This window comes from Gemmatimonadota bacterium (assembly GCA_026706845.1).
GTDB lineage: Bacteria > Latescibacterota > UBA2968 > UBA2968 > UBA2968 > VXRD01.
On the sequence record JAPOXY010000209.1, the window covers coordinates 1 to 20,697 of the forward strand.

The 20,697-nt window shown below is 51.4% G+C and carries 18 protein-coding genes; 11 read left to right on the forward strand and 7 right to left on the reverse strand.

Annotated features, from left to right (window positions below; all coding sequences use genetic code 11):
• Together OXG87_18870 and OXG87_18875 are read right to left on the reverse strand one after the other, a co-directional pair.
• Positions 1-789 (reverse strand): sugar phosphate isomerase/epimerase (locus OXG87_18870; GenBank protein ID MCY3871615.1); only part of this gene is annotated, 789 nt, incomplete at its 3' end.
• A 12-nt stretch (positions 790-801) separates the two neighbouring features.
• On the reverse strand, positions 802-2,481 hold the full coding sequence (locus OXG87_18875; protein MCY3871616.1) for a cation:proton antiporter: 1,680 nt from the start codon (positions 2,479-2,481) through the stop codon (positions 802-804).
• 236 nt (positions 2,482-2,717) lie between these two features.
• Between OXG87_18875 and OXG87_18880 the strand changes: the two genes are divergently transcribed.
• Together OXG87_18880 and OXG87_18885 are read left to right on the forward strand one after the other, a co-directional pair.
• Positions 2,718-4,028 carry a sugar ABC transporter substrate-binding protein gene (locus OXG87_18880; GenBank protein ID MCY3871617.1) on the forward strand — a complete coding sequence of 437 codons (1,311 nt, stop codon included), beginning with the start codon at positions 2,718-2,720 and terminating at the stop codon, positions 4,026-4,028.
• A 28-nt stretch (positions 4,029-4,056) separates the two neighbouring features.
• A complete protein-coding gene (locus tag OXG87_18885; GenBank protein MCY3871618.1) occupies positions 4,057-5,091 on the forward strand; it encodes a Gfo/Idh/MocA family oxidoreductase in 1,035 nt (344 codons plus the stop codon).
• A 69-nt stretch (positions 5,092-5,160) separates the two neighbouring features.
• Here OXG87_18885 and OXG87_18890 read toward each other — a convergent pair whose 3' ends face one another.
• The 4 genes from OXG87_18890 to OXG87_18905 are packed head-to-tail and all read right to left on the reverse strand — an operon-like array spanning position 5,161 to position 9,744.
• Complete coding sequence (locus OXG87_18890; GenBank protein MCY3871619.1) at positions 5,161-5,883, reverse strand: aldolase/citrate lyase family protein; 723 nt, start codon at positions 5,881-5,883, stop codon at positions 5,161-5,163.
• 14 nt (positions 5,884-5,897) lie between these two features.
• A complete protein-coding gene (locus OXG87_18895) occupies positions 5,898-7,001 on the reverse strand; it encodes an amidohydrolase family protein (protein ID MCY3871620.1) in 1,104 nt (367 codons plus the stop codon).
• Between the two features lie 12 nt (positions 7,002-7,013).
• Positions 7,014-8,081, reverse strand: coding sequence for an amidohydrolase family protein (locus OXG87_18900; protein ID MCY3871621.1), 1,068 nt, complete (start codon positions 8,079-8,081; stop codon positions 7,014-7,016).
• A 22-nt stretch (positions 8,082-8,103) separates the two neighbouring features.
• A complete protein-coding gene (locus OXG87_18905) occupies positions 8,104-9,744 on the reverse strand; it encodes a hypothetical protein (protein ID MCY3871622.1) in 1,641 nt (546 codons plus the stop codon).
• Positions 9,745-9,929: 185 nt separating this feature from the next.
• On the opposite strand from OXG87_18905, the gene OXG87_18910 reads away from it, so the two are divergent.
• The 7 genes from OXG87_18910 (at position 9,930) to OXG87_18940 (ending at position 17,437) form a co-directional block, all read left to right on the forward strand.
• Positions 9,930-11,471: a sialate O-acetylesterase gene (locus tag OXG87_18910; GenBank protein MCY3871623.1), complete on the forward strand. Its 1,542-nt coding sequence runs from the start codon at positions 9,930-9,932 to the stop codon at positions 11,469-11,471.
• 2 nt (positions 11,472-11,473) lie between these two features.
• Complete coding sequence (locus tag OXG87_18915; GenBank protein MCY3871624.1) at positions 11,474-12,499, forward strand: alcohol dehydrogenase catalytic domain-containing protein; 1,026 nt, start codon at positions 11,474-11,476, stop codon at positions 12,497-12,499.
• Positions 12,500-12,512: 13 nt separating this feature from the next.
• Positions 12,513-13,715, forward strand: coding sequence for a Gfo/Idh/MocA family oxidoreductase (locus OXG87_18920; protein ID MCY3871625.1), 1,203 nt, complete (start codon positions 12,513-12,515; stop codon positions 13,713-13,715).
• Between the two features lie 74 nt (positions 13,716-13,789).
• The gene (locus OXG87_18925) at positions 13,790-14,527 is read left to right on the forward strand and encodes a hypothetical protein (protein MCY3871626.1); all 738 of its coding nucleotides are present in this window, start codon (positions 13,790-13,792) and stop codon (positions 14,525-14,527) included.
• A 12-nt stretch (positions 14,528-14,539) separates the two neighbouring features.
• Complete coding sequence (locus OXG87_18930; protein ID MCY3871627.1) at positions 14,540-15,511, forward strand: zinc-binding dehydrogenase; 972 nt, start codon at positions 14,540-14,542, stop codon at positions 15,509-15,511.
• Positions 15,512-15,546: 35 nt separating this feature from the next.
• A complete protein-coding gene (locus tag OXG87_18935) occupies positions 15,547-16,743 on the forward strand; it encodes a Gfo/Idh/MocA family oxidoreductase (GenBank protein ID MCY3871628.1) in 1,197 nt (398 codons plus the stop codon).
• 1 nt (position 16,744) lies between these two features.
• Complete coding sequence (locus tag OXG87_18940; GenBank protein MCY3871629.1) at positions 16,745-17,437, forward strand: hypothetical protein; 693 nt, start codon at positions 16,745-16,747, stop codon at positions 17,435-17,437.
• A gap of 15 nt (positions 17,438-17,452) precedes the next feature.
• On the opposite strand, the gene OXG87_18945 is transcribed toward OXG87_18940, so the two are convergent.
• Complete coding sequence (locus OXG87_18945; GenBank protein ID MCY3871630.1) at positions 17,453-18,235, reverse strand: aldolase/citrate lyase family protein; 783 nt, start codon at positions 18,233-18,235, stop codon at positions 17,453-17,455.
• Between the two features lie 284 nt (positions 18,236-18,519).
• Here OXG87_18945 and OXG87_18950 point away from each other — a divergent pair, with 284 nt between their 5' ends.
• Positions 18,520-19,908 carry a DUF1800 domain-containing protein gene (locus OXG87_18950; protein ID MCY3871631.1) on the forward strand — a complete coding sequence of 463 codons (1,389 nt, stop codon included), beginning with the start codon at positions 18,520-18,522 and terminating at the stop codon, positions 19,906-19,908.
• Positions 19,909-19,929: 21 nt separating this feature from the next.
• Positions 19,930-20,697 (forward strand): hypothetical protein (locus tag OXG87_18955; protein MCY3871632.1); only part of this gene is annotated, 768 nt, incomplete at its 3' end.

Genomic DNA, 20,697 nt, shown 5'->3' on the forward strand with positions numbered 1-20,697 from the left:
CATTGCTACAATTTGTTTCATGCGTTTTGCCATCTCAATTTGCACGTCTCGATCGCCACCTACTTCGTGGATGACATATCGGTCATAGCCAATATCCCGCAATCCTTTCATGACTTCTGCCCAATCCGTATCCCCATCCATCAGTGGCACGAAATTGCGTTGCTGGCGAACAAAGTCCTTAAAATGTACCCGTTTAATGCGGTATTGGAGGCCGCGAATCCAGTGCTCTGGATAGCCGTAAAACATCATATTGGCTGTATCGAGATAAATTCCGACCCAATCGTTGCCCACGGCATCGACAAACTCGCGCGCTTCTTTTGGGTTGAGTAAGAACTTATTCCACACATTCTCTATGCCAACAGCAACGCCTTTTTCCTCGGCATAAGGCGCGATCTCTTTCATCGAGACCAGAAAATCATCCCATGCGTCTTCATAGGTACCATCAACCGGGAGTTGACCAGGATGGAGTAAGACCGCGTCGGTCTCGACCAGATGCGCCACGTCAATGGCGCGGCGCAAGCTCTTCATGCCGGCTTCGCGCTCTGTCGGGTCTCGGCTGAGGAAGTTGCCCCGGTCATCATATCTGGCAATCGCACTGCTGATTTCAATGCCCGCATTGTCACACCGAGTTTTGACACCGCGGACCTCGTCGTCACTCATATCTACATTTGGATCGCCTTCTGGTGAAAATACCAGTTCGAGTGCTTCGTAACCCGCATCGCGGCACAATTGCAATGTTTCATCCAGCGTCAACTTACCCAGGATAATTTGCGTTACACCTATTTTCATCGCGTGTCTCCACTAGATTGGGTTGTGTGTTTCGGGGGTATTTGCGCCTCTGTTTTGCAACTCTTCGGCGATTTCTTCCATCAGAACAGCCAGTTCAAGAACATTTTCGCTCGTGACTGAGCCAAGAAATGCACCTGTGTCTCGATCTGTGATTGGGATTACGGACAACGAATGATCCGTCATGCGCTTGAGCACGTCTTCAATTGGCTCATCGGGCTGAGCCTGCGGCAAATCTGTGCGCAACACAGTGCTCAGGCTCAGGTTTGCCCGCAAACGCGAGGACATTGCCTGCAGGCGGGGAAGCGAGACGATCCCTGCAATCTCGCCGCGATCAACCACGAGATAATCCCGTTGATTTGGCACGGGCCAATCATTAATAAAATCCTCTGCTGAGAGCGTAGAATTGGGATATGTGCGCGTGCTGTCCATGACGTGGTTGACGGTAATATCCTGCATTGCGCGGCGGGCAAAAGAAAGCGGTACAGATTTCGGTAGCTTAGGTTGGTGCGTTTTCTTGGCTTTGTTGATCGCCAAGTTGATTGCTTGCGGCATCAGCATAATATAGCCGAACATCATGAGCACGAATAGCGAAAAGACATCCTTGCCGATTACGCCGTTCTCGAAGAGGACGAGGAGGAGGGCGATTTCCGCCACGCCCTTTGCCATTAGTCCCGTGGCCTGGGCAAAGGGATTGTCCAGACGCGCCATATAGGTACCGATAACGGCACCAGCGAATTTGCCCAGAGACGGGAACACGACCAATGTCGCGATGGTCGCGATTGGCAAGGTCAGAAAAGAAAGATTCAGGTGCAAACCGGCCGAAGCGAAAAAGAGCGGGACAAACAAGCCCTCTGCCGCGCTTCGCAAACCGGGCAGGACGTCTTCGTGGACCTGACGGGGCATACTCGACAGGGCCGTGCCGAAAAGCAGCGCGCCAATGGAGCCGTGCAGGTGGAGATGTTCGGCACCCACTACCATCAGGAAAAGGCCGCCGATCAGCAGCCCAAACGACAGTTCAGGTACATTTAAGACCTTCTGCAAGAAGACAATCGCATGGGGCAGTAGTCGCGCCGATATGAACCAGGCCACCACTGCAAAACTCGCCATTTGGATCAGCAGCAAGAGTACGCTGGCAACACTCAGTTCGTATTCGTGCGCGCCAATTTTGCTGATGGAGAACCCGACCACGAGGAGGGCGATCAATTCGGCGATGATGACTGTGGTGAATATCTCGAGGCCGATGGGTTCTTTGAAATGTCCTTTGTCGGCGAACACCTTTGCCACAAGCCCCAGGCTGGACAGCGAGAGAATGCCAGCCAGCGCCAGTGCCTCTGTGAAATTGAGGTTGAGGGCAAAGCTGATGTTGAAAAGGTTTGATGTGAACACCAAAGCGACGATGAGTGAGATGAGCACCGACACGGTGGCTGCGACAAAGAACCGTCCGCGAATCGTTGCCACAAAGCTGGGGATGTCGATTTCATCGAGGCCGACCAAAAAGAAGAAGACGAAGATGCCGATGCCCAAGAACGTCTGGAGTTCTGGCGTTGGTTCGACGATATTTGTGATGGGGCCGAGCAAGGTGCCCGTGATTGTATAGGCGACGATTGAATTTAAGCCAAAACGGTTAAACAGACCCTCGAAAATCTTACCTACGACGATAAGCAGACCAAGGGGTAGTAAAGCGTCAATCATAGGTAGGGTCTCATCAATTGTTGGATATTTAACCAGCCAGGGTAGGATGGTGAATTATACGCGTATTTGATATGAAAAATAAATCGCCTATTAAAAAAAGCAAGCCTTTCTCACGCCCTTTGCCCAGCGTTTATATAATGCTTGACAAGGTGCGGTTTTTTCCCTATCACATCGCTTTGTTCATGCTGTTCGCAAACCGTCATCACATACAACACAATAACTCTGGAGATTGCGCTATGAGGCACACATGTATTCTATTTGGCCTGATATTTCTCGTTGTGGGCTGTAAACCCGCTGAGTCGCCGACACCTGTGGAGCGCGCTATAACAATATGGTGGGCGCAGTGGGATCCCGCGGATGGGCTTCAGGAATTGGGCAATAAATTCGAACAGGAAACGGGTATTGCCGTTAAAGTCCACCAGATTCCCTGGCCGTCTTATCAGGATCAGGTTTTTCTCAATTTTGGAAATAATAAAACGGATTTTGATATTGTGATTGGCGATAGTCAGTGGATTGGTAGAGGCGCGACGCGCGGTCTTTACGTCGATCTGACCGACTGGTTGCCCACGGCAATTGATATAGACAAAATTCATCCCCGCGCCGCGCGTTATTTGTGTGAATATCCGCCCGGTGGTGGCAAATTCTACGCCGCGCCCTGCGAGACCGATGCCATCGGATTTGTCTATCGCAAGGACTGGTTTGAAGACCCTGCCGAGCAAGCGGCATTCAAACAGAAATACGGGCGCGACCTGACGATCCCCGACAATTGGGATGAATTCCGCGATCTGGCTGAATTTTTCCATCGTCCAGATCAAAAACAATACGGCTGTGCTTTGCTCACCGGCCGAGGGTATGATTCGATGACGATGGGCTTTCAGATGTTTATGTGGGGTTTTGGAGGCTCGTGGGGTGAGTTTGGCGAATTTGCGGTGAATGGGTATGTCAATAAACCGGAAGTGGCAGAAGCCCTTGCGTATCTGAAGGAGTTGTTACAATACGGTCCCAATGGCGCGACCAATTTCGACTATGGCAAAACCTTCGAGGCCTTTATCAATGGTTCGACGGCTATGAGCATGAATTATTTCGCCTTTTATCCCGGTATTGTGAAACAGATGGGGGACAAGGCGGGGTTTTTCATGGTGCCCAAAGCCGGCGACAAGCGCGTGGTGAGTCTGGGGGGACAGGGGTTCAGTATTTCGACCAAAACATCCCCAGAGCAACAAGAACTGGCCAGGCAATTCATCGCGTGGTTCTTACAAACCGATATTCAAAAAGAATGGATTACCAAAGACGCCGGATTTACAGCCAATACGGATATTCTCAATAGTGAAGAATTTCGAAACGCATCTCCGTACAACCGCGCTTTTGCAGAATCGCTCGATTATCTCCAGGACTTTTGGAATGCGCCTGTTTACAACGAGTTGCTCGCGGTTTCACAGCGCTATTTGGGCGAGGCGATTGACGGGGTTACGCCCGCGCAGGAAGCCCTTGACAAAATCGCTGCCGAACACGAGCAGATTTTCAAAGATGCCGGTTTGTTGAAGTAATCATAACTCAAATAAGAAAGTGCAATATATGTCATCTTTCAAAACGCCTGAAGACATCAAAGTGGGTGTTATCGGCTACGGCGGCGCATTTAACATGGGTCGCCAGCATCTCACGTTTATGAAACAGGCGGGTATGACGCCTGTTGCGGTTGCAGAACTCGACGAAACGCGCTTGAAAGTCGCACGAGAAGAATTTCCCGGTATCGAGACTTATACATCTGTGTCTGATATGCTGGACAAATCCGATGTCAATCTCGTCGTGATCATCACCCCGCACAATACGCATGCCGAACTGGCATTGCAATGCCTGCGCGCGGGGCGCCACGTTATCAGCGAAAAACCGCTGGCGATTACGACTGAGGAATGCGATGCGATGATCCGCGAAGCCGCAAAGCAAGACCTTCTTCTTTCTACCTATCACAACCGCCATTGGGATGGGTGTATCCTGGAAGCCCTTGAACAAATTCACCAGCGCAAGGTTATTGGCGAGGTCTATCGCATTGAAGCCCACATGGGGGGATACAATCGGCCGGGCGATTGGTGGCGCAGTAGTAAGAGTATTTCCGGGGGTATCCTCTACGATTGGGGTGTGCACCTTCTCGAATATTCGCTTCAGATTTTGCAATCGGATATTGTGGAGGTCACCGGATTCGCACACACCGGTTTCTGGGCTGATGAGACCCCCTGGCAGGCGGATACCAATGAAGACGAGGCCACGGCTATTGTGCGTTTCAAAAACGGGACATGGATCAATCTCACGATGTCGAGTATCGCATCTGCGCCCCGCAAGGGCTGGCTCGAGATTACCGGTACGGCCGGTACTTATATTTTGGATGGTGGGACGTACGAAATTTTGCAGATAAAAGATGGGGAAAAGGTCGTTTCCTCTGGCAAAAATCCCGGGCATCAATACGATAAATACTACGATAATATTGCCGCGCATCTCTCGACGGGTGAAGACTTGATCATCACGCCCGAATGGTCCCGTCGCCCCATTCACATCCTGGACCTTGCTTGCAAAAGCGCGGCGGTAGGACAGACGCTCAAGGCGAAGTACGCATAGTGCAGGTGTTGCGAAAGAAAGCGGCCAATGTCTCTCGACACAGGCCGCTTTCTTTTTTAGTTTTTTGGACTAAATGCCAATCCGCTTTGGAAAGACTGTCACCCCCCAATTCACGTACCGATCTCGCTCCTCAGGTGTCTCGGCACTCATGCCTACTTTTACCTGTGTGTCTTTTACCTGGTCGAGCACATGTTTTACGCAGGCTTCCACCGTCCGATATGGAAATTGGGGGTGTGCCTCAATGCTGAACAGCAGATCGTTTGGTCCAAAGTTCAATACATCTACTCCTGGTTTAGCTAACTGCGCAGCGTTGATTACTGCTTCGACAGATTCAATCTGAATTGCCAGCCACCCGTACGCATTCCACCAGGGAGCGTATTCCAATCGGTCTGGTCGCTCGTCCAGTCCCACCCTATTTACACCACCCCAACTGCGTTTGCCCATTTGGGGATAATAAAAGGCGTTTACCGCCTCATCTACAATTTCCTCGCTTTCTACTTCTGGCACCATAATCCCCGAAGGCCCCAAATCGAGATAATTGCCGATCAGATAAGCGTGGCGGGTGTGCTTAATCCGAATCTGAACGGGCAAATTCAATTCCTGGCCCATTTTGCAGAAAGCCACCAGTTGGGCTTCGTTAAAAGGCCCGTGTTGTGCATCTACATTTAGATAGTCGCATTCGTGTTTTGACAGAATATCCGTTAGTTCACCCTTTTCAATATCCATTGGCACGCCAATAGAATTTACAATTTCACCATTCCGAATCCGCTGTTTTAGAGTTTGTTTCGACATTATACACCTCTTGTTCAGTCCAGGTCGTAGAGTTCCCGGGCATTCTCTGCCATAATTTGTTTTTTGACTTCTCGATCCGATACATTGCTCAGTGCCTGGTCGGGCGAATCAAAATCCCAGTGCGGGTAATCGGTTGCAAACATCAGTTTGTCGTCCATGTCCATGTGCGCCAGCATCTGCTCGAAATACGCCGGGTCTGAAGGCTCTTCTACGGGCTGTGTAGTCAGATAGAAATGGTCCCGGATATATTCCGAGGGCAGGCGCTTTAAATAGGGCACTTCCATCTTGAGTTTTCGGTACCAGTTATCCATCCGCCACATCAAAGGTGCCACCCACCCAAAGCCGCCTTCGATCAGAACGATTTTTAAGTCGGGAAATCGTTCGAATACGCCTTCGTACACATAGCTCGTTACCTGCGCCTGAAATGCCATGGGCATCCCGCCGTGATCCTGAATATAATGCGCGGCCTTGCCCGCGCCCGTAATTGGGCCAATACCCGTGCCGCCAAAGTGAATGCCGATGGGGAGGTCGTAGTCAACGGCTGCCTCGTAAATTTTCCAGTATTTACGGCGACCCAGCGGTTCCATTGTTCGCGCCATGAACATCAGTTGTACAAATCCCGGATGATCGCCCAGGCGTTCAATTTCAGCGACGGCGAGGTCGGCGTCTTCATACGCGACAGTCAGGGATGCGCGCAACCGATCGTCTTTTTCCAGCCATTCGGCTATTTGCCATTCATTAACCGCCTGTGCAATTGCCGCTCCGTATTCCAGGTTTTGCTGTCCCCCAGCAGGCGATAGCGGGTTCAATATGCCGTATTCCATTTCCCAGGTATCCAGCAATTGTTCCTGCATAAAACCCAGATGCGACCCAGGGGGTCCTTCAGGGGGGAATGCATCGTTTCGCGCGGCAAAGGGCACAGCTCTCGGACAATTGGACCCGGATCGTCTGCGCCCTGCAATGCTCAGATGGTAATCTTTCCAGGCGCTGGGCATATAATCTACCCAGACCTCAGTGGCGGGAGATTGATAGCCATCTACATTGTGAATATCGCAATCGATTACCGATAGCTTTTCTCTCTTTTTGACCTCTGGCTCTTCTAAAATAGTCATCGCCATAGCGGTATCTCCTCACAATTTGTAAAACACTCGTGCATTTTCTCTCAAAATTTTTTCCAGTAGCGAATCGGATAGCCCTTTTGGAATGGCATCATCCGGTCCGTCAAAATGCCAGTGTGGATAATCGGTCGAAAACATCAGTATTTCATCCGAGTCCAGTTGTCCAATCATTTGCAAAAGGTGTTCGGAATTTATGGGCGTATCCATCGGTTGTAGCGTCATTCGAATGTGTTCTCGCACGTAGTCCGATGGGGGGCGCACAACCCAGGGGGTGTCTCGGCGCAGGCCTTTCCACTCTTTGTCCATGCGCCACATCCAGGCGGGCATCCAGCCGAATCCACTTTCGATTAATACCACCCGCAATTCGGGAAACCGCGCAAACGCGCCTTCGGAGATTAAGCTCAGGACTTGTGCCTGAAAAATCTGCGCCATATCGGCACATTCTTCAATATAGGTTGAAGGCCAGCCCACGGGTGTGGGGGGAAGCGATGAAGCACCGCCAAAATGAATGCCAATTGCCAGATCGTGATTTACTGCAGCCGCGTACATCGGATTGTATTCGCTTTTTCCATATAGAGAATAGGAGCGAACAGGGAGTATTACCTGTACGAAGCCGGGATGATCGCCAAAGCGTTCAATTTCTCGCGCGGCGAGGATGGGATTCTGGCTGGGTACGACCAATGAAGCGCGGAGACGCGCGTCTTTCTCCAGCCAGTGATCGATCTGCCACTGGTTGACCGCTGTTGCAAGCGATGCTGCAAGGTCTTCGTTGTGTACGCTTTGCACCCAATAGCCACAGGTCAAAATCCCCACTTCTACATCCCAGGGATCGAGTACCTGTTTTTGCGTCAGTCCCAGGTCGGAACCCGGGGGACCATTTGTGGGTCGAGTACCTTTCCGTGCAGATGTGGGCGCGCCACCCGGATAATCATTCGCGCCGGGGCCTCGGAAATGGGATTCGCGAATATACGCAACCCAGTGGTCTTCCAGATACGGGACAAGGGTTTCCAATGAGGCAAACGCATTGTGAATGTCGCAATCGATAACGGGTCGGCCGAGGCCTGTAAAATCAGCGGTCATATTTCTTCTCTTCTGGATGTGATCATTGCGAGACGCCGCCGTGTGCGTCAAAAAAATCGAAAATGGCCGGCAGGGCCGTGAACCATATCGTGTTGTGCGTATCGTCGGGGGTTTCTTTATAGGTGAAATTTTTCATATACTTTGCCAGCAGTTTCGCGGTGCGTCGAGCGGGTTCTACCAGCGCGACCATGTCCTTTGCTCCTTGTGAAAATAGCACGGGAAGATCGGCATGCGGTTTGACGTGTCTCGATCTTACCCACCGCCCGCTGGCCGCGATTGGCGCGATGGCGGCAAATTTTTCGGCATGTCTCAATCCCAAAATCCAGGTGCCGCCTCCGCCCATCGAATGTCCGGTGAGGTACACGCGCTCTGGATCGATATTGTAGATGGATAATACGCGATCCAATACATCCATGACATCTTGTCCGCCAATCCTGCGATACCCTGTAAAAGGCCCGCGTCCACTCGGCGCGACAAATAAATATCCGCGTTCTTGTGATAGGCTCTTGCATAAATTCTCTGTTTCGCCTCTTCTGCGCCGGTCCAACCAGGTGTTTTCGCTGCCAGAAGCACCGTGAAGGCCAATGATCAGCGGCCATGATCGATCCGGTGTATATCCCTCTGGCACAAATATGCGATAGGGTACGAGTTGGCTGTCAACGGCTGAGCGGTACGCGAGGTGAAAGTCGCCAGTGCTTTTCTCCAGGGGGTCTTCTCCAGACAAAAGTGCCGAAGATAGGGTTTCGGCGAGGTCGATGTCCGCCGGTATGTTAATCGCGCCGCGCCATGTCAATCCTCTGCCGCTGCGGCGGTATTTCATGACCATGGGTTGCGCTGTTCGCCTGAGGTCGCCCACGTATTTGGCGTGCATTTCCTCGAGGTGCGCGACGATATATTCGATTGTTTCAGCGGCTGCCCGCTGGGTCGCACCACGAGACGCGATATTCTCACGCTGCAAGGTTTTTAGCCGCGTTTGCAAACTTTTCAGGCGTGAAGACATTGTGTCTGTGTGCAGAAAAGCCCGCGTGACTCTCAGCAGGAGTTTGCCCGCTGGATCGCGCAATTCATAGCGCACACCTGCGGGTCCTTCGGGCAAACCCGCTGTTGATAGGGCACAATTGAAAGCGCGGACAGACGAAATGGGTAGTGTGCGCTCGTCAACCACACCCTTCGTTCCTCGCAGCGATAGCCGCGCCGTATATTCGCCTGAAAGCGGCTGTCCCAGGGTGAAGAGGGGTTTCAGTTGTACGTGAAGCGTGTCGCCTGTGTTCGTGATGGTGCGATTTAATACCAGGTTGTAGCTTGTAGCGAGTTCTGTTCCTTCGCCAGAGCTACCGTCTCGCGTCATTGCCATAAATCGTATAAACAGGCGATAGGCGCGATAGTTATCTTTTTTTTCAAAAGCAGCAAAAGCTGTATCCGATAGTGCCTGGAGATCGGGTGGTACGCCCTCATCTGTTGCTTTCAGGCGGTTCAATGTAGAACGCGCGACCACTGTAAATGCGCGGGCATCTTCCCAGGCGATATCGCCGAGTTGTTCGCCTTCGAGCAGGGTGATAGGATGCTGGGCATGGCCTCTTGCATAAGTTCCTGCTATACAGAACAGGCAGATGCCGCATATCGAGGTGTATTTAAAAAGAAGATGCGGGAAAGAGATAGACATAAGAGTCTCTTTTTTATAAATCAACGGAGTGGTGTACAACTGCGATAGCAGTTCATCATTCGACAAAATAAGTTGCTATTGGGAAAAATGCAAGGCTAAGGAACAATTCCGACTTGTGCGATGCAGCATCCCACTTTATCATGGTCTGTCGCTACTATTGTCAATTTTATGAAAAGGATGAAATCATGGCCTATTTCCTCCGAAAATCCATCATCGCCCTTTTGTGCTTCCTCCCCGGCACCATTCTCGCAGATGTTTCGCTACCCGCGATTTTTTCAGATAATATGGTTTTGCAGCGGGAAATTGCAATATCTGTGTGGGGAAATGCCAGTGCCAATGAAGAGATTACCATTGAGTTAGATACCCAGCGCGTGACGATCACAGCAGATGCGGGGGGTACGTGGCAGATTCACCTGAGTCCTATGGAAGCGGGAGGCCCGTATCAGCTCACCGTGCGTGGCAAAAATGTCGTCACGTTTAACAATGTGATGGTGGGGGAAGTCTGGGTTTGCTCGGGGCAATCCAATATGGCCTGGCTCGTCAGGCGTTCCCAAAATCCGGAGGAGGAGATCAAAGCGGCGGATTATCCCAATATCAGGCTTTTTACAGTCAAACGCAATGCCGCACAAAGGCCCGCACAAGATGTTGAGGGCACATGGAGTGTATGCGATACGAGTAGTGTCGGCAATTTTTCTGCAGTGGCCTATTATTTTGGACGCCGTTTGCACAAGTCTTTGAATGTACCCATTGGTCTTATCAATACATCCTGGGGTGGTACACCGGCTGAAGCCTGGACTTCATTGCCCGCGCTTCAAGTCATACCGGAGTATGCGCCGCTGGGCAAACGCTGGGCAGAATACATTGCCGCTTATCCAGAAGCACAGAAGGAATACCAGACCAGACTCGCCTTCTGGCAGGCAAATATCGATAGCTTGCGCGCTCTGGGGCAACGCCGTCCGCGAAGACCGTGGCGAAATCCGAATAGTCCCCATCGTCCGTCTGCGCTCTACAATGGGATGATTGCGCCTATCGTTTCTTATGGTATTCGAGGTGCGATCTGGTATCAGGGGGAGTCAAATGCTGGCCGCGCGTATCAATATCGCGCGTTGTTTCCGGCGATGATTCAGAACTGGCGTTCGAGTTGGGGGCAGGGCGCATTTCCGTTTTTCTTTGTACAGCTTGCCAATTTCAGACAGGTAAAGGAAAATCCAGAGGAAAGTGCCTGGGCTGAATTGCGCGAGGCGCAATTGATGGCGCTTTCATTGCCGAATACCGGTATGGCCGTGGCGATTGATATTGGAGAGGCAGACGATATTCACCCGAAAAATAAACAGGATGTTGGCTTGCGTCTGGCTCTGGGTGCAGAAGCTACCGTCTATGGTGTGGAGCAACCGCATTCTGGTCCCATTTATCGGTCTATGGCGGTAGAAAAAAACAAAATTCGCCTGAAATTTGATCACGCGTATGGCGGCTTAAAAGCAAAGGGCGATATGCTCAAGGGTTTCGCGATTGCCGATCAAGATAGCAAATTTGTCTGGGCAGAGGCAAAGATTGATGTCGACGATGTGCTGGTCTGGAGCAAAGATGTACCGCAACCCGTTGCTGTCAGATACGCCTGGGCAGATAATCCGATTTGCAATTTGTACAATGGAGCAGATTTGCCAGCATCGCCTTTTCGCACAGATGACTGGCGCGGTATTACTGCTGACCACCTCTACAGGAGATAGAAATGAAAGCAGCACTTTACAAAGGTATCCGCGAAATCGAATGGCAAGATGTTGAATACACGCCCCCGGCACCGGGTTATATTACTCTGCAAACGAGGAGTTCTGGTATCTGCGGTAGCGATCTCCACAATTATTTTGGCGAGTGGAAGCCATCTCTCGAACGCGCTGCAGGGCACGAGTTGTGTGGCACGGTTGCCGAAGTTGGCGAGGGCGTTACGGGCATCGAGGTAGGGGATCTCGTCACTGCCGAATGTTTCTCGCATTGCGGTACATGTCACTACTGCGTTACAGGTCGCTACAACCACTGCGCCAATCGCAAGTGGTTTTCGGGCAAATCGCACGGTGGTTTTGCCGAATACACAACCGCACACAAAAATAGTGTCTTCAAATTGCCCGATATGACTTTTGAACAGGGTGCGCTCGTAGAACCCCTCGCTGTCGCGCATCGCGCACTCGCGCAGGCAAAAGCGTCTTACCAGGATCGGGTTGCCGTGATCGGTGGGGGAACAATTGGTCAACTCTGTCTGGCAGTTGCCAAAGCTATCGGTGTGCGCGAAACGCTTATTACCGCCAAATATCCGCAGCAGGCCGACCTCGCGCGCGACCTCGGTGCGGATCACGTCGTCGATATTACGACGACCGATGTGAAGGATGTGGTTAATGATCTCACCGATGGCATGGGGTATGACGTTGTTATCGAAACCGTGGGCACCGCGCAGAACTTCGATGATTCCATCGCTATATCGCGCCGCCATGCCATGATTGTTCTCGTGGCCGGTTATTTCAAGCCCCTTGAGGTTGATTTGCGCCCAATTGTCTGGTCCGAAGTCAATATCACGGGGTCCAATTGCTACGGTTTCAGCGGCATGCGTACTGATTTTGATGTCGCTATTGACCTTATTACTTCTGGGCGCGTGGAAGCTACGAAACTCGTCACCCATCGCTATCCCTTTGCCGATATCGCCGAAGCTTTTCACACCGCCGCTGACAAAAAGTCCGGCTGTGTCAAAGTGCATCTTGTGAAATAGAAAGACAGGTTCCATGGGTATTCGTCTCGGCATAGTTGGCGTGGGGGCATTTGCACAGGGTTTTATCCCTCTGTTCAATGCACATCCAGATGTGGATCAGGTCGTTCTGTGCGATCTGGATGAAGAAAAACGCCAGAGTAATTCCGAAAAACACGGGATTGAGCAGACTTCGCCTTCTCTCGATGATCTGTGTGATACCGGTGTTGATGCTATCGCGCTTTTTACCCAGAACTGGTTGCACGGGCCACAGGCAGCGCAAGCACTTCGCGCGGGTAAACACGTCTATTCAGCCGTGCCACCGGGCATGGCACTCGACGAAATTCGCGCGATTGCCGAAGCTGTCTGCGAGACGGGTAATATCTATATGCTCGGTGAAACGAGTTACTATTATCCGGCAGTGATTTACTGTCGGCAGCGATTTCGCGAAGGCGCGTTTGGCGATGTTGTGTACGCCGAAGCCGAATATTATCACGACTGGGATCACGGTCTGTACGCTGTTGCAAAGTGGCGCGGAGGGAAAAATTGGCGCGAAACCGCTGGCAAACCCCCTATGTTTTATCCCACCCATTCGACGAGTCAGATTCTCTCTATCACGGACGCGCGTATGACCCACGTTTCATGTCAGGGTTTCACAGATCGTCACGAGGATAGAATCTACGCATCAAATAAGTGGAATAATCCGTTTAGCAATGAATCTGCGCTGTTCAAGCTGTCCGATGGCAGTACCGCGCGCATCAATGAATTTCGCCGTGTTGGACATCCGGGGACGGTGCGTATGACTTTGTTTGGCACACAGGGTAGCTTTGAACACAATGCCTCGGGTACGGTCTGGCTCACAAAAGACCGATCCGAACGCGAATCTCTCGATACACTGCTCACCTGCCGCGTAGAGACAAGGCGCGTTGAGGGCGATATGGATAAGGTTACCGCAGATGATGGGACGCATCACTCTGTTGCGCCCATTCATCCGGCTCACCGCTTGCCCGATGCATTCAGAGGTTTGCCCAATGGTCACAATGGGTCACATCAGTTTCTCGTTGACGATTTTGTTCGCGCCTGTGTCTCGGGCAAGACGCCGCCGAACAATATTTACGAAGCTGCGCGCTACCTGATCCCCGGCCTCATTGCCCACGAATCGGCTCTCAAGGGCGGTGAGTTGCTCGAGATTCCCGATTTAGGCGCTCCGCCCACAGATAATCGTCTGGAAATCGATTGATCTATGCGTGCTCTCTCCACAAAAATGCAACATAAATTACTGCGTAATATCGGATTTTAAACAGGGAGTTGGCCATGTCTTATTTTTCCAATGAAGAAAAAGCCTTTTTTAAAAAAAATGGCTATGTTGTCAAACCCGACCTGATTGCATCAGAGCTACTTAAAAATGCGCGGGATGCCGTGTGGGAATATATCGAGGCGGATCGCGATGATCCCCAGACATGGATTAACGCGGGACCAAAAGGCAATCTTCCGTGTAGCGACCATCCCGCAGTCGCGGCTATGAGGACCGATACACCGCTTTACGATATGGCTGAAGAACTTGCGGGTAAGGGGCGTCTTCGTTCGCCTGGCAATGGGCTGTGTAAAATGATCTATCCTTGTGGTCATACAGATTGGCAGCCTCCGAGAGGGCATCTGGATGGGTATCTCATCGAAGGTGTGGCGGATACTTTTACCGTTGCCGTTACTATTAATATCGGCGATGTTTTGCCCCGTGGCGGTGGTTTTACCACATGGGCGGGAGCGCACCTCAAGGTTGCCCGATATTTCCAGGCGCATGCGCTGACTAATTTGAGCGGTCTCAAAGCCCCGGGTTTTCTGCATCCCGACACGCGCTATGAACACGCCGCACCTGCGGGAACGGTTTGCTTCTGGCACCACTATATGTTGCACACGGCCAGCATGAATTGTCGGACAGATATCCGCATGGCGCTTGTCAATCGCTTTGCTTTCAAGAACCTGAGCGATATCCTGTTCGATCTGCCCTTCGACCTGTGGGATCACTGGGAAGGCTTGCGCGATATCAACTGAAAGGATGCCGTTATGGCACGAATGAAACGACTTGAAAAGCTCGACGGTTTCGCCAATGTGCAGATGGTCGAAGTCGAACAGCCAGAACCCGGTCCCGATCAGATGCTGATTGAGGTCAAGCGCAGCCTGATCAGCAGGGGATCGGAGCTATTTTGGCGATACGTCCGGGAAGAGGCGGTAAGTCCTGAGATGATGGGGTATTCCGACGCGGGTGAGGTCGTGGGCGTGGGGGCCAACATCCAGGATTTCGCAGTTGGACAGCGCGTCATGGCGAACACCCCGCACGCTCAGTACGTTATCGCTGGCGAAACCGATAGATCTCGGCGCGCTTTCCTCCTTCCGGACGAACTCAGCTATGAGACCGCGACCTTTCTCCCACTCGCGACCAGTTCTGTGATGTGGATGCGCTCTTCGCCAATAGAACCCGGGCAGACTGTTGTCGTGCTCGGTCAGGGGATCGTAGGTGCCCTGTGCGCCCAGATCGTCTGGGAACGCGATCCCGGATGTGTAATCGTCGTCGATGCACAGCCTCTCCGATGCGATATCGCGCGGAAACTGGGACACGAAAATGTGATCAATGTCTCCCAGACCGACTCCGTGGCAGCGGTCAAGGAACTCACAGATGGCAAGGGTGCCGACCTCGTCGTCGAGTGCGTTGGTGGCTATGCTGGCATCCAGTCCTTCGAGCAAGCTCAGAAGATGCTCGCATCCAGGGGAACAATTCATCTCATCGCGAAGTATCAAGGTGCTCCATTGCCCCTGGAAGGGGACGCTTTCATGAACAAGCAGATTATCGCGGGGATCCGCATCGACACACCCAGAGAGGCGTGTATGCGGGATGCAGCCCAGATGTTGATCGACGGACGGGTCAAAGTCGCCGAACTGATTACTCACAGACTCCCCTGGGAACAAACTCCAGATGCGTATCACCTGCTCTATCATAAGCCGGACGAAGCACTCGGCGTCATTCTGGAGTGGGATTGATCTGATCGCGTGTTTTGAGGAGGGCAGGAGACGCTATGAAGAAACTTCGATTGGCTGTTGTGGGTTGCGGTGCTTATGAAAGTTCCCGCGCCCGCGGATATATCGCGACGATGGTCAAGCTGACCGATCTCTACGATTTGTGCGCGATCTGTGATCATAGCGAGCAGTCGTTACAGGTTGTTGGCGAGCGTTTTGGCATTGATGCGCGATATACGGATTTTGAGGCGATGCTGGATGGAGAAAAACCAGATGTGGTTTTTATTCTTGTCCCCACCGATGGACAGGCGGTCATGGCTTTGGCGGCTGTTGAGCGCGGCTGTCATATTATCACGGAGATTCCCTATGCCCACACGTTGGCGATTGGTGATGCGATTGATCTAGCGTGCCGGGATAGAAGGGTCGTTTGGGAGGTCGCTGAAAATGTCTGGCTCTGGCCTCAGGAACAATTAAAGCAAAAGGTCGTCAGAAGGGGACTGCTTGGAAAACTGACACATGCGCGTCTGTGGTACACGTCTGGAAGCTATCACGGTATCAACGGGGTTAGAATGATTCTCGACAAGGCTGCTACCCGTGCCCTGGGCTATGCACAATCGGTGGAGGTGTTGCCATATAGCAATTATGGCGGGGGAGAGGAAACGACCCGATGGTGGGAGAGTGCGGTTATCGAGTTCGAAGATGACGTGGTTTGTCTATACGAAATGTCGCCAGCCGGTGCGCGTGGCAATTTCTGGGATATCGAAGGGGTGGAAGGACATCTTTCGGGTAATGAGCTGGTGCTTTATGAAAGTGGTGAACGCGCATCTTACCCGATTCGGGAGACGTTCGAAGAGATTGATGGAGAGCAGATTCTCTCGTCTGTTCGCGTGGATACCGATCCACCGATTGTCTGGGAGAATCCATTCAAGCACCAGAAGGTGTCCCATGCAGACGATGTGGCTAAAGCCGCGATTCTCAATAGTCTTCACAGGGCAGTGACAGAGGGATCAGAACCGCAGTACAGTCCCGCAAATGCCCGCAGGGATCTGGAGATCTGGATTGCGATTCGCGAAAGCGCGAATAGGGGAAGTGTCTGGGTTGATCTTCCGCTGATGGAACAGACAGATCTCGAGCGGCACTTTGAAGCCGAATATATTCGGCAGTACGGTGGTCATCCCATCACAGATCGCAAGCGTCTGCTGAATGCGCCTTTCCAGCGTCTCAGTCCGCTGTGGACCATAGCAGGTTGGTTGTGATATGAACTACTCAGATTGGAGAGATGTGATGCGTTTTTTTGTGGTATTCTTGTCGATGATTATTGTTTCAGCTCAAACTGTGCAAGCGCAACCGGCAGATGTAAAAAGTCAGGTTGCAGCGCTTAAAGGCAAGACGTTCTGGATTAAGATTGATTTTGTAGAGGTGAATGACGGGATTCGAGGTATTGATGCGGCAAATGTTCTGGAGAATGGCGAGGTTTCATACCGCGCCACAATAGGCGGTTTTCGCCAGTCTCAGTCTCAGTCTGCAGAGGATTTTGCCGAAGAGGTTCGGAATATCATTATACGAGATGAGCTTGCAGGGTGGAGCGTGCGGGTGATCCAAAGGGGCGCGAAAGTTCAAATCCGAAAAGCTGAGGCAAGGGAGAAAGAGGTCTATATTGAACTCGACAGACTGTCAGGTGCTCGCCATGCCGTTCGCCTCAAGGTCAATAGAGATAAGTACACGATTCCCGAAGTTGAACGTCTTTTCAATGTCGCCTTTGCAGCAAGCGAAGCAGAATTAGAAGGTGCAGAGAAAACTGTTTCACTCAAGCTGGATATGTCTATTGAAGAAGTGATCGCCCTGAAAGGCAAACCCAAAACGCGCGTTGACCTCGGCTCCAAAACCGTTCTCACTTATGACGACTTGAAACTGATATTCAAAGATGGGAAATTGGTTGATGCGGAATGAAGCCTCTTCTTATCTCTACGCATTTTCCAGCACATCTCTCATCGCTTTGCCCTCTTCGCGGAACCATTGCATTAAGATGCTCACATCGGTTCCCACACAAAAGTGTTTCACGCCCATGTCCAAATATCGCTTCGCGCCTCTGGCATCTCCGAGTTCTGCCCGGGGCGCGATGCCCATTTTAAGCGATGTTTCGATCACGTATTTTTCGGCTTCTTGTACTTTTTCTCTGGCATAGCCCGTGTTCAGAGAATAATCCCCTGGCCCGAATTGTATCATATCTAAGCCCGGCACGGAGAGCAGGGCTTCCAAATTTTCGACCGCTTCTTTCTTTTCGATCATGATTGCGACAACGGAATCGCGACACGACTGAATAAATTCAGCCCCCCCTGTATCCACACCGAACCGCACGTACCGGCGCATATTTACTCCGTGATGCCCACCATCTTCTGGCGTGTCGGGACGCACGGCTGCCACACAGGCTGCCACATCTTCTACTGTACGCACATCGGCAAATAAAACATTTTGAATACCCGCACCTATGGCGCGATTTGCAATATGTCCACGCGGGTCTTCCTCGACCTTGATCATTGCCGACATATCGTCGAATAGATCGATAGCCCGACCGATATTATCCATTGTGTGTAGATCATAAGGGGCGTATTCCGATACGTATTCGATATAATCAAACTGTCCCGAATATCCCACCATTTCAAATACCGATGGCCACGGGCTGTGTACGTGGGTTCCCAAAGTGGGTTTATCGGCATCGAGCAATTCTCTCAGTTTATTTCGGCGCATGTTTCCTCCTTGAAAGTATTGTTGCACATGTCAGTGCGTTTCATTTCTTATCAATACACAAAAATAGTGCAAAAATCCAGTGGTCTTCTCTGCGCTCGCATCCAGACCTCGACAATTTTGAGTTGTCTCTTGAACAAGATGAAGTTATACTATTAGCAAAGATTATAAAATTTATTTTTTCGGGAAATATTTAAGATAAATTGTTGAAAAACATCGTCTTGTCATTCTGGTGATAGGGACAGAGTAAGCGCAACCAATGAGGTATTTCAGCAAAGGGGGAAATAATGTCGAACACCGATATTGCGTTAATGGCCCACCTGATACGTCGAGCCGGGTTTGGGGCCACGAGAACAGAACTGGAGGACTATGTCGAAAAGGGCTACGAAAACGTCGTGGAAGACCTGGTTGAGCCGGAGCGCTGCGATCCCATAGATGAGGATATTTTAAGCCGCTATTTTGGCAGTTTTGAAGCGGGATATGTGGAAAAATGGATGTATCGAATGATCCGCAGCAAGCGCCCGCTCGAAGAAAAGATGGCTCTTTTCTGGCATCATGTATTCGCTACCGGGCTTGGAAAAAATCAGCATATCCTCGCCTCTGCCCGCCAGATCGATACCTTCCGTCGTGTGGGTCTTTCAAATATGCGGGAAATCCTGCTCGAGCTATCCAAAGATCCGGCTATGATTTTCTGGCTGGATAACAATGAAAACCGCAAGGGCGAGCCTAATGAGAATTACGGCAGGGAGCTGTTGGAACTCTTCTCGATGGGCGTTGGCAATTACACAGAAGACGATATTAAGAATTGTGCCCGGGCCTTTACGGGATGGACATTCGCGCAGCCTCCGCCTCTGTATCCGCAAGGCTATTACGATGCGAAGTTCGTTTTCCTCGAAGAAGATCACGATGATGGGGAAAAGACGTTTTTGGGACATACGGGTAATTTCAATGGCGACGATATTATCGACATTATCGTCGAACAACCCGCGTGTGCCAAGTTCATATCCAGGCATCTCTACAACTTTTTTGTCGCAGACGAGCCGCAGGTCCCCTCCTGGCATGTGACCCCGCCACAGGATCCCGAAGCAATTGAAATTCTGTCAAATGCTTTTATGGAGTCGAAAGGCGATATGCGCCACATCTTGAGAACACTTTTTAACTCCGACTTCTTCAAGGAAGCGCGAGGGAAAAAGGTGAAAAGTCCTACCGAACTCGTTACTGGTATCCTGAAGCTGATCGGTACCTATCAGAGTCCCGATCGGGGTATGGGAAAATATTCGGGTGCGACCACGTTAATGGGACAGAAATTACTGGATCCGCCAACTGTGGAAGGTTGGCACACCGGCAGGGAATGGATTGATGGCGGCACGTTGACCGAGCGCGTGAACTTCGCCGTTCGCGAGGTAAGCAATGCGTCCAGGCCGGGCATACGTGAAATCATCGATCGGCTCAAAGCCGAGGGGAGGGCGCTCGCTCCTGATGAGTTCGTGGAGAAATGTCTGGATCTCGCAGGTCCTATGACCGTTAGTGATACGACCCGCGAATCTTTGAACAAATTTGCGGAATCAGGTGGCGATCTCGATCTATCCTCTGATAACGGATCTGAGGAGAGCACAGATCGCGTGATACAGATGCTGCAACTCATTGTCGCTTCGAGAGAGTATCAATTTGCGTAGCGCACGGAAAGGAGGAATAAAATGGCTTATAGAGACCCAATCCTCGTCATTGTTGAGTTGAAGGGCGGCAATGACTTCATGAATACTATTATCCCTTATACCAACGGGATATACCACGATTGCCGACCCATTGTGGGGCTTCGCCAGGATGAGGTTTTGCCTATGAATGACACTCTGGCCTGGCATCCCAATACGGTGTCTCTGAAGGAGATGTTTGAACAGGGTGACGTGGCGATTGTGCAGGGTATCGGATATCCCGACTCGAGCCGATCGCATTTCAGGGCTATGGATGTCTGGCATACCTGCGAACCCATAGATATCGGCACTGAGGGCTGGTTGGGCAGAGTGGTTCGAGATCTGGATCCGAAGGGGGAAAATGTCCTGACGGGCATTAACTTCGGAAAAGGACTTTCCCGAGCGCTGGCCGTTTCTGGCGTTCCCGTGACATCTGTTGACGACCTGGACAATTACGGATTGATGACCAGCATTGTGGAAGACCCAAAGCGAATGCAGGCTATTGAGATATTCAAGACGATGTACGAACCCGCGATTGGTACAGGCGTGGTGATGGATTATCTTTCGCAAACGGGTCTGGATGTCATCAGAGGTTCCGATGAGTTGAAGAAGGCTCCGGCGATGTATCAGTCCGATGTGGAGTACGGAAGCAATTCGATTGCGAAGGCACTGAGAGATGTCGCACGCGTTCACCTTGCCGGTCTTGGTACGAGGATCTTTTACACGCAGCACGGGGGCTATGACCACCATGCAAATGAAATGCCGTCACATCCC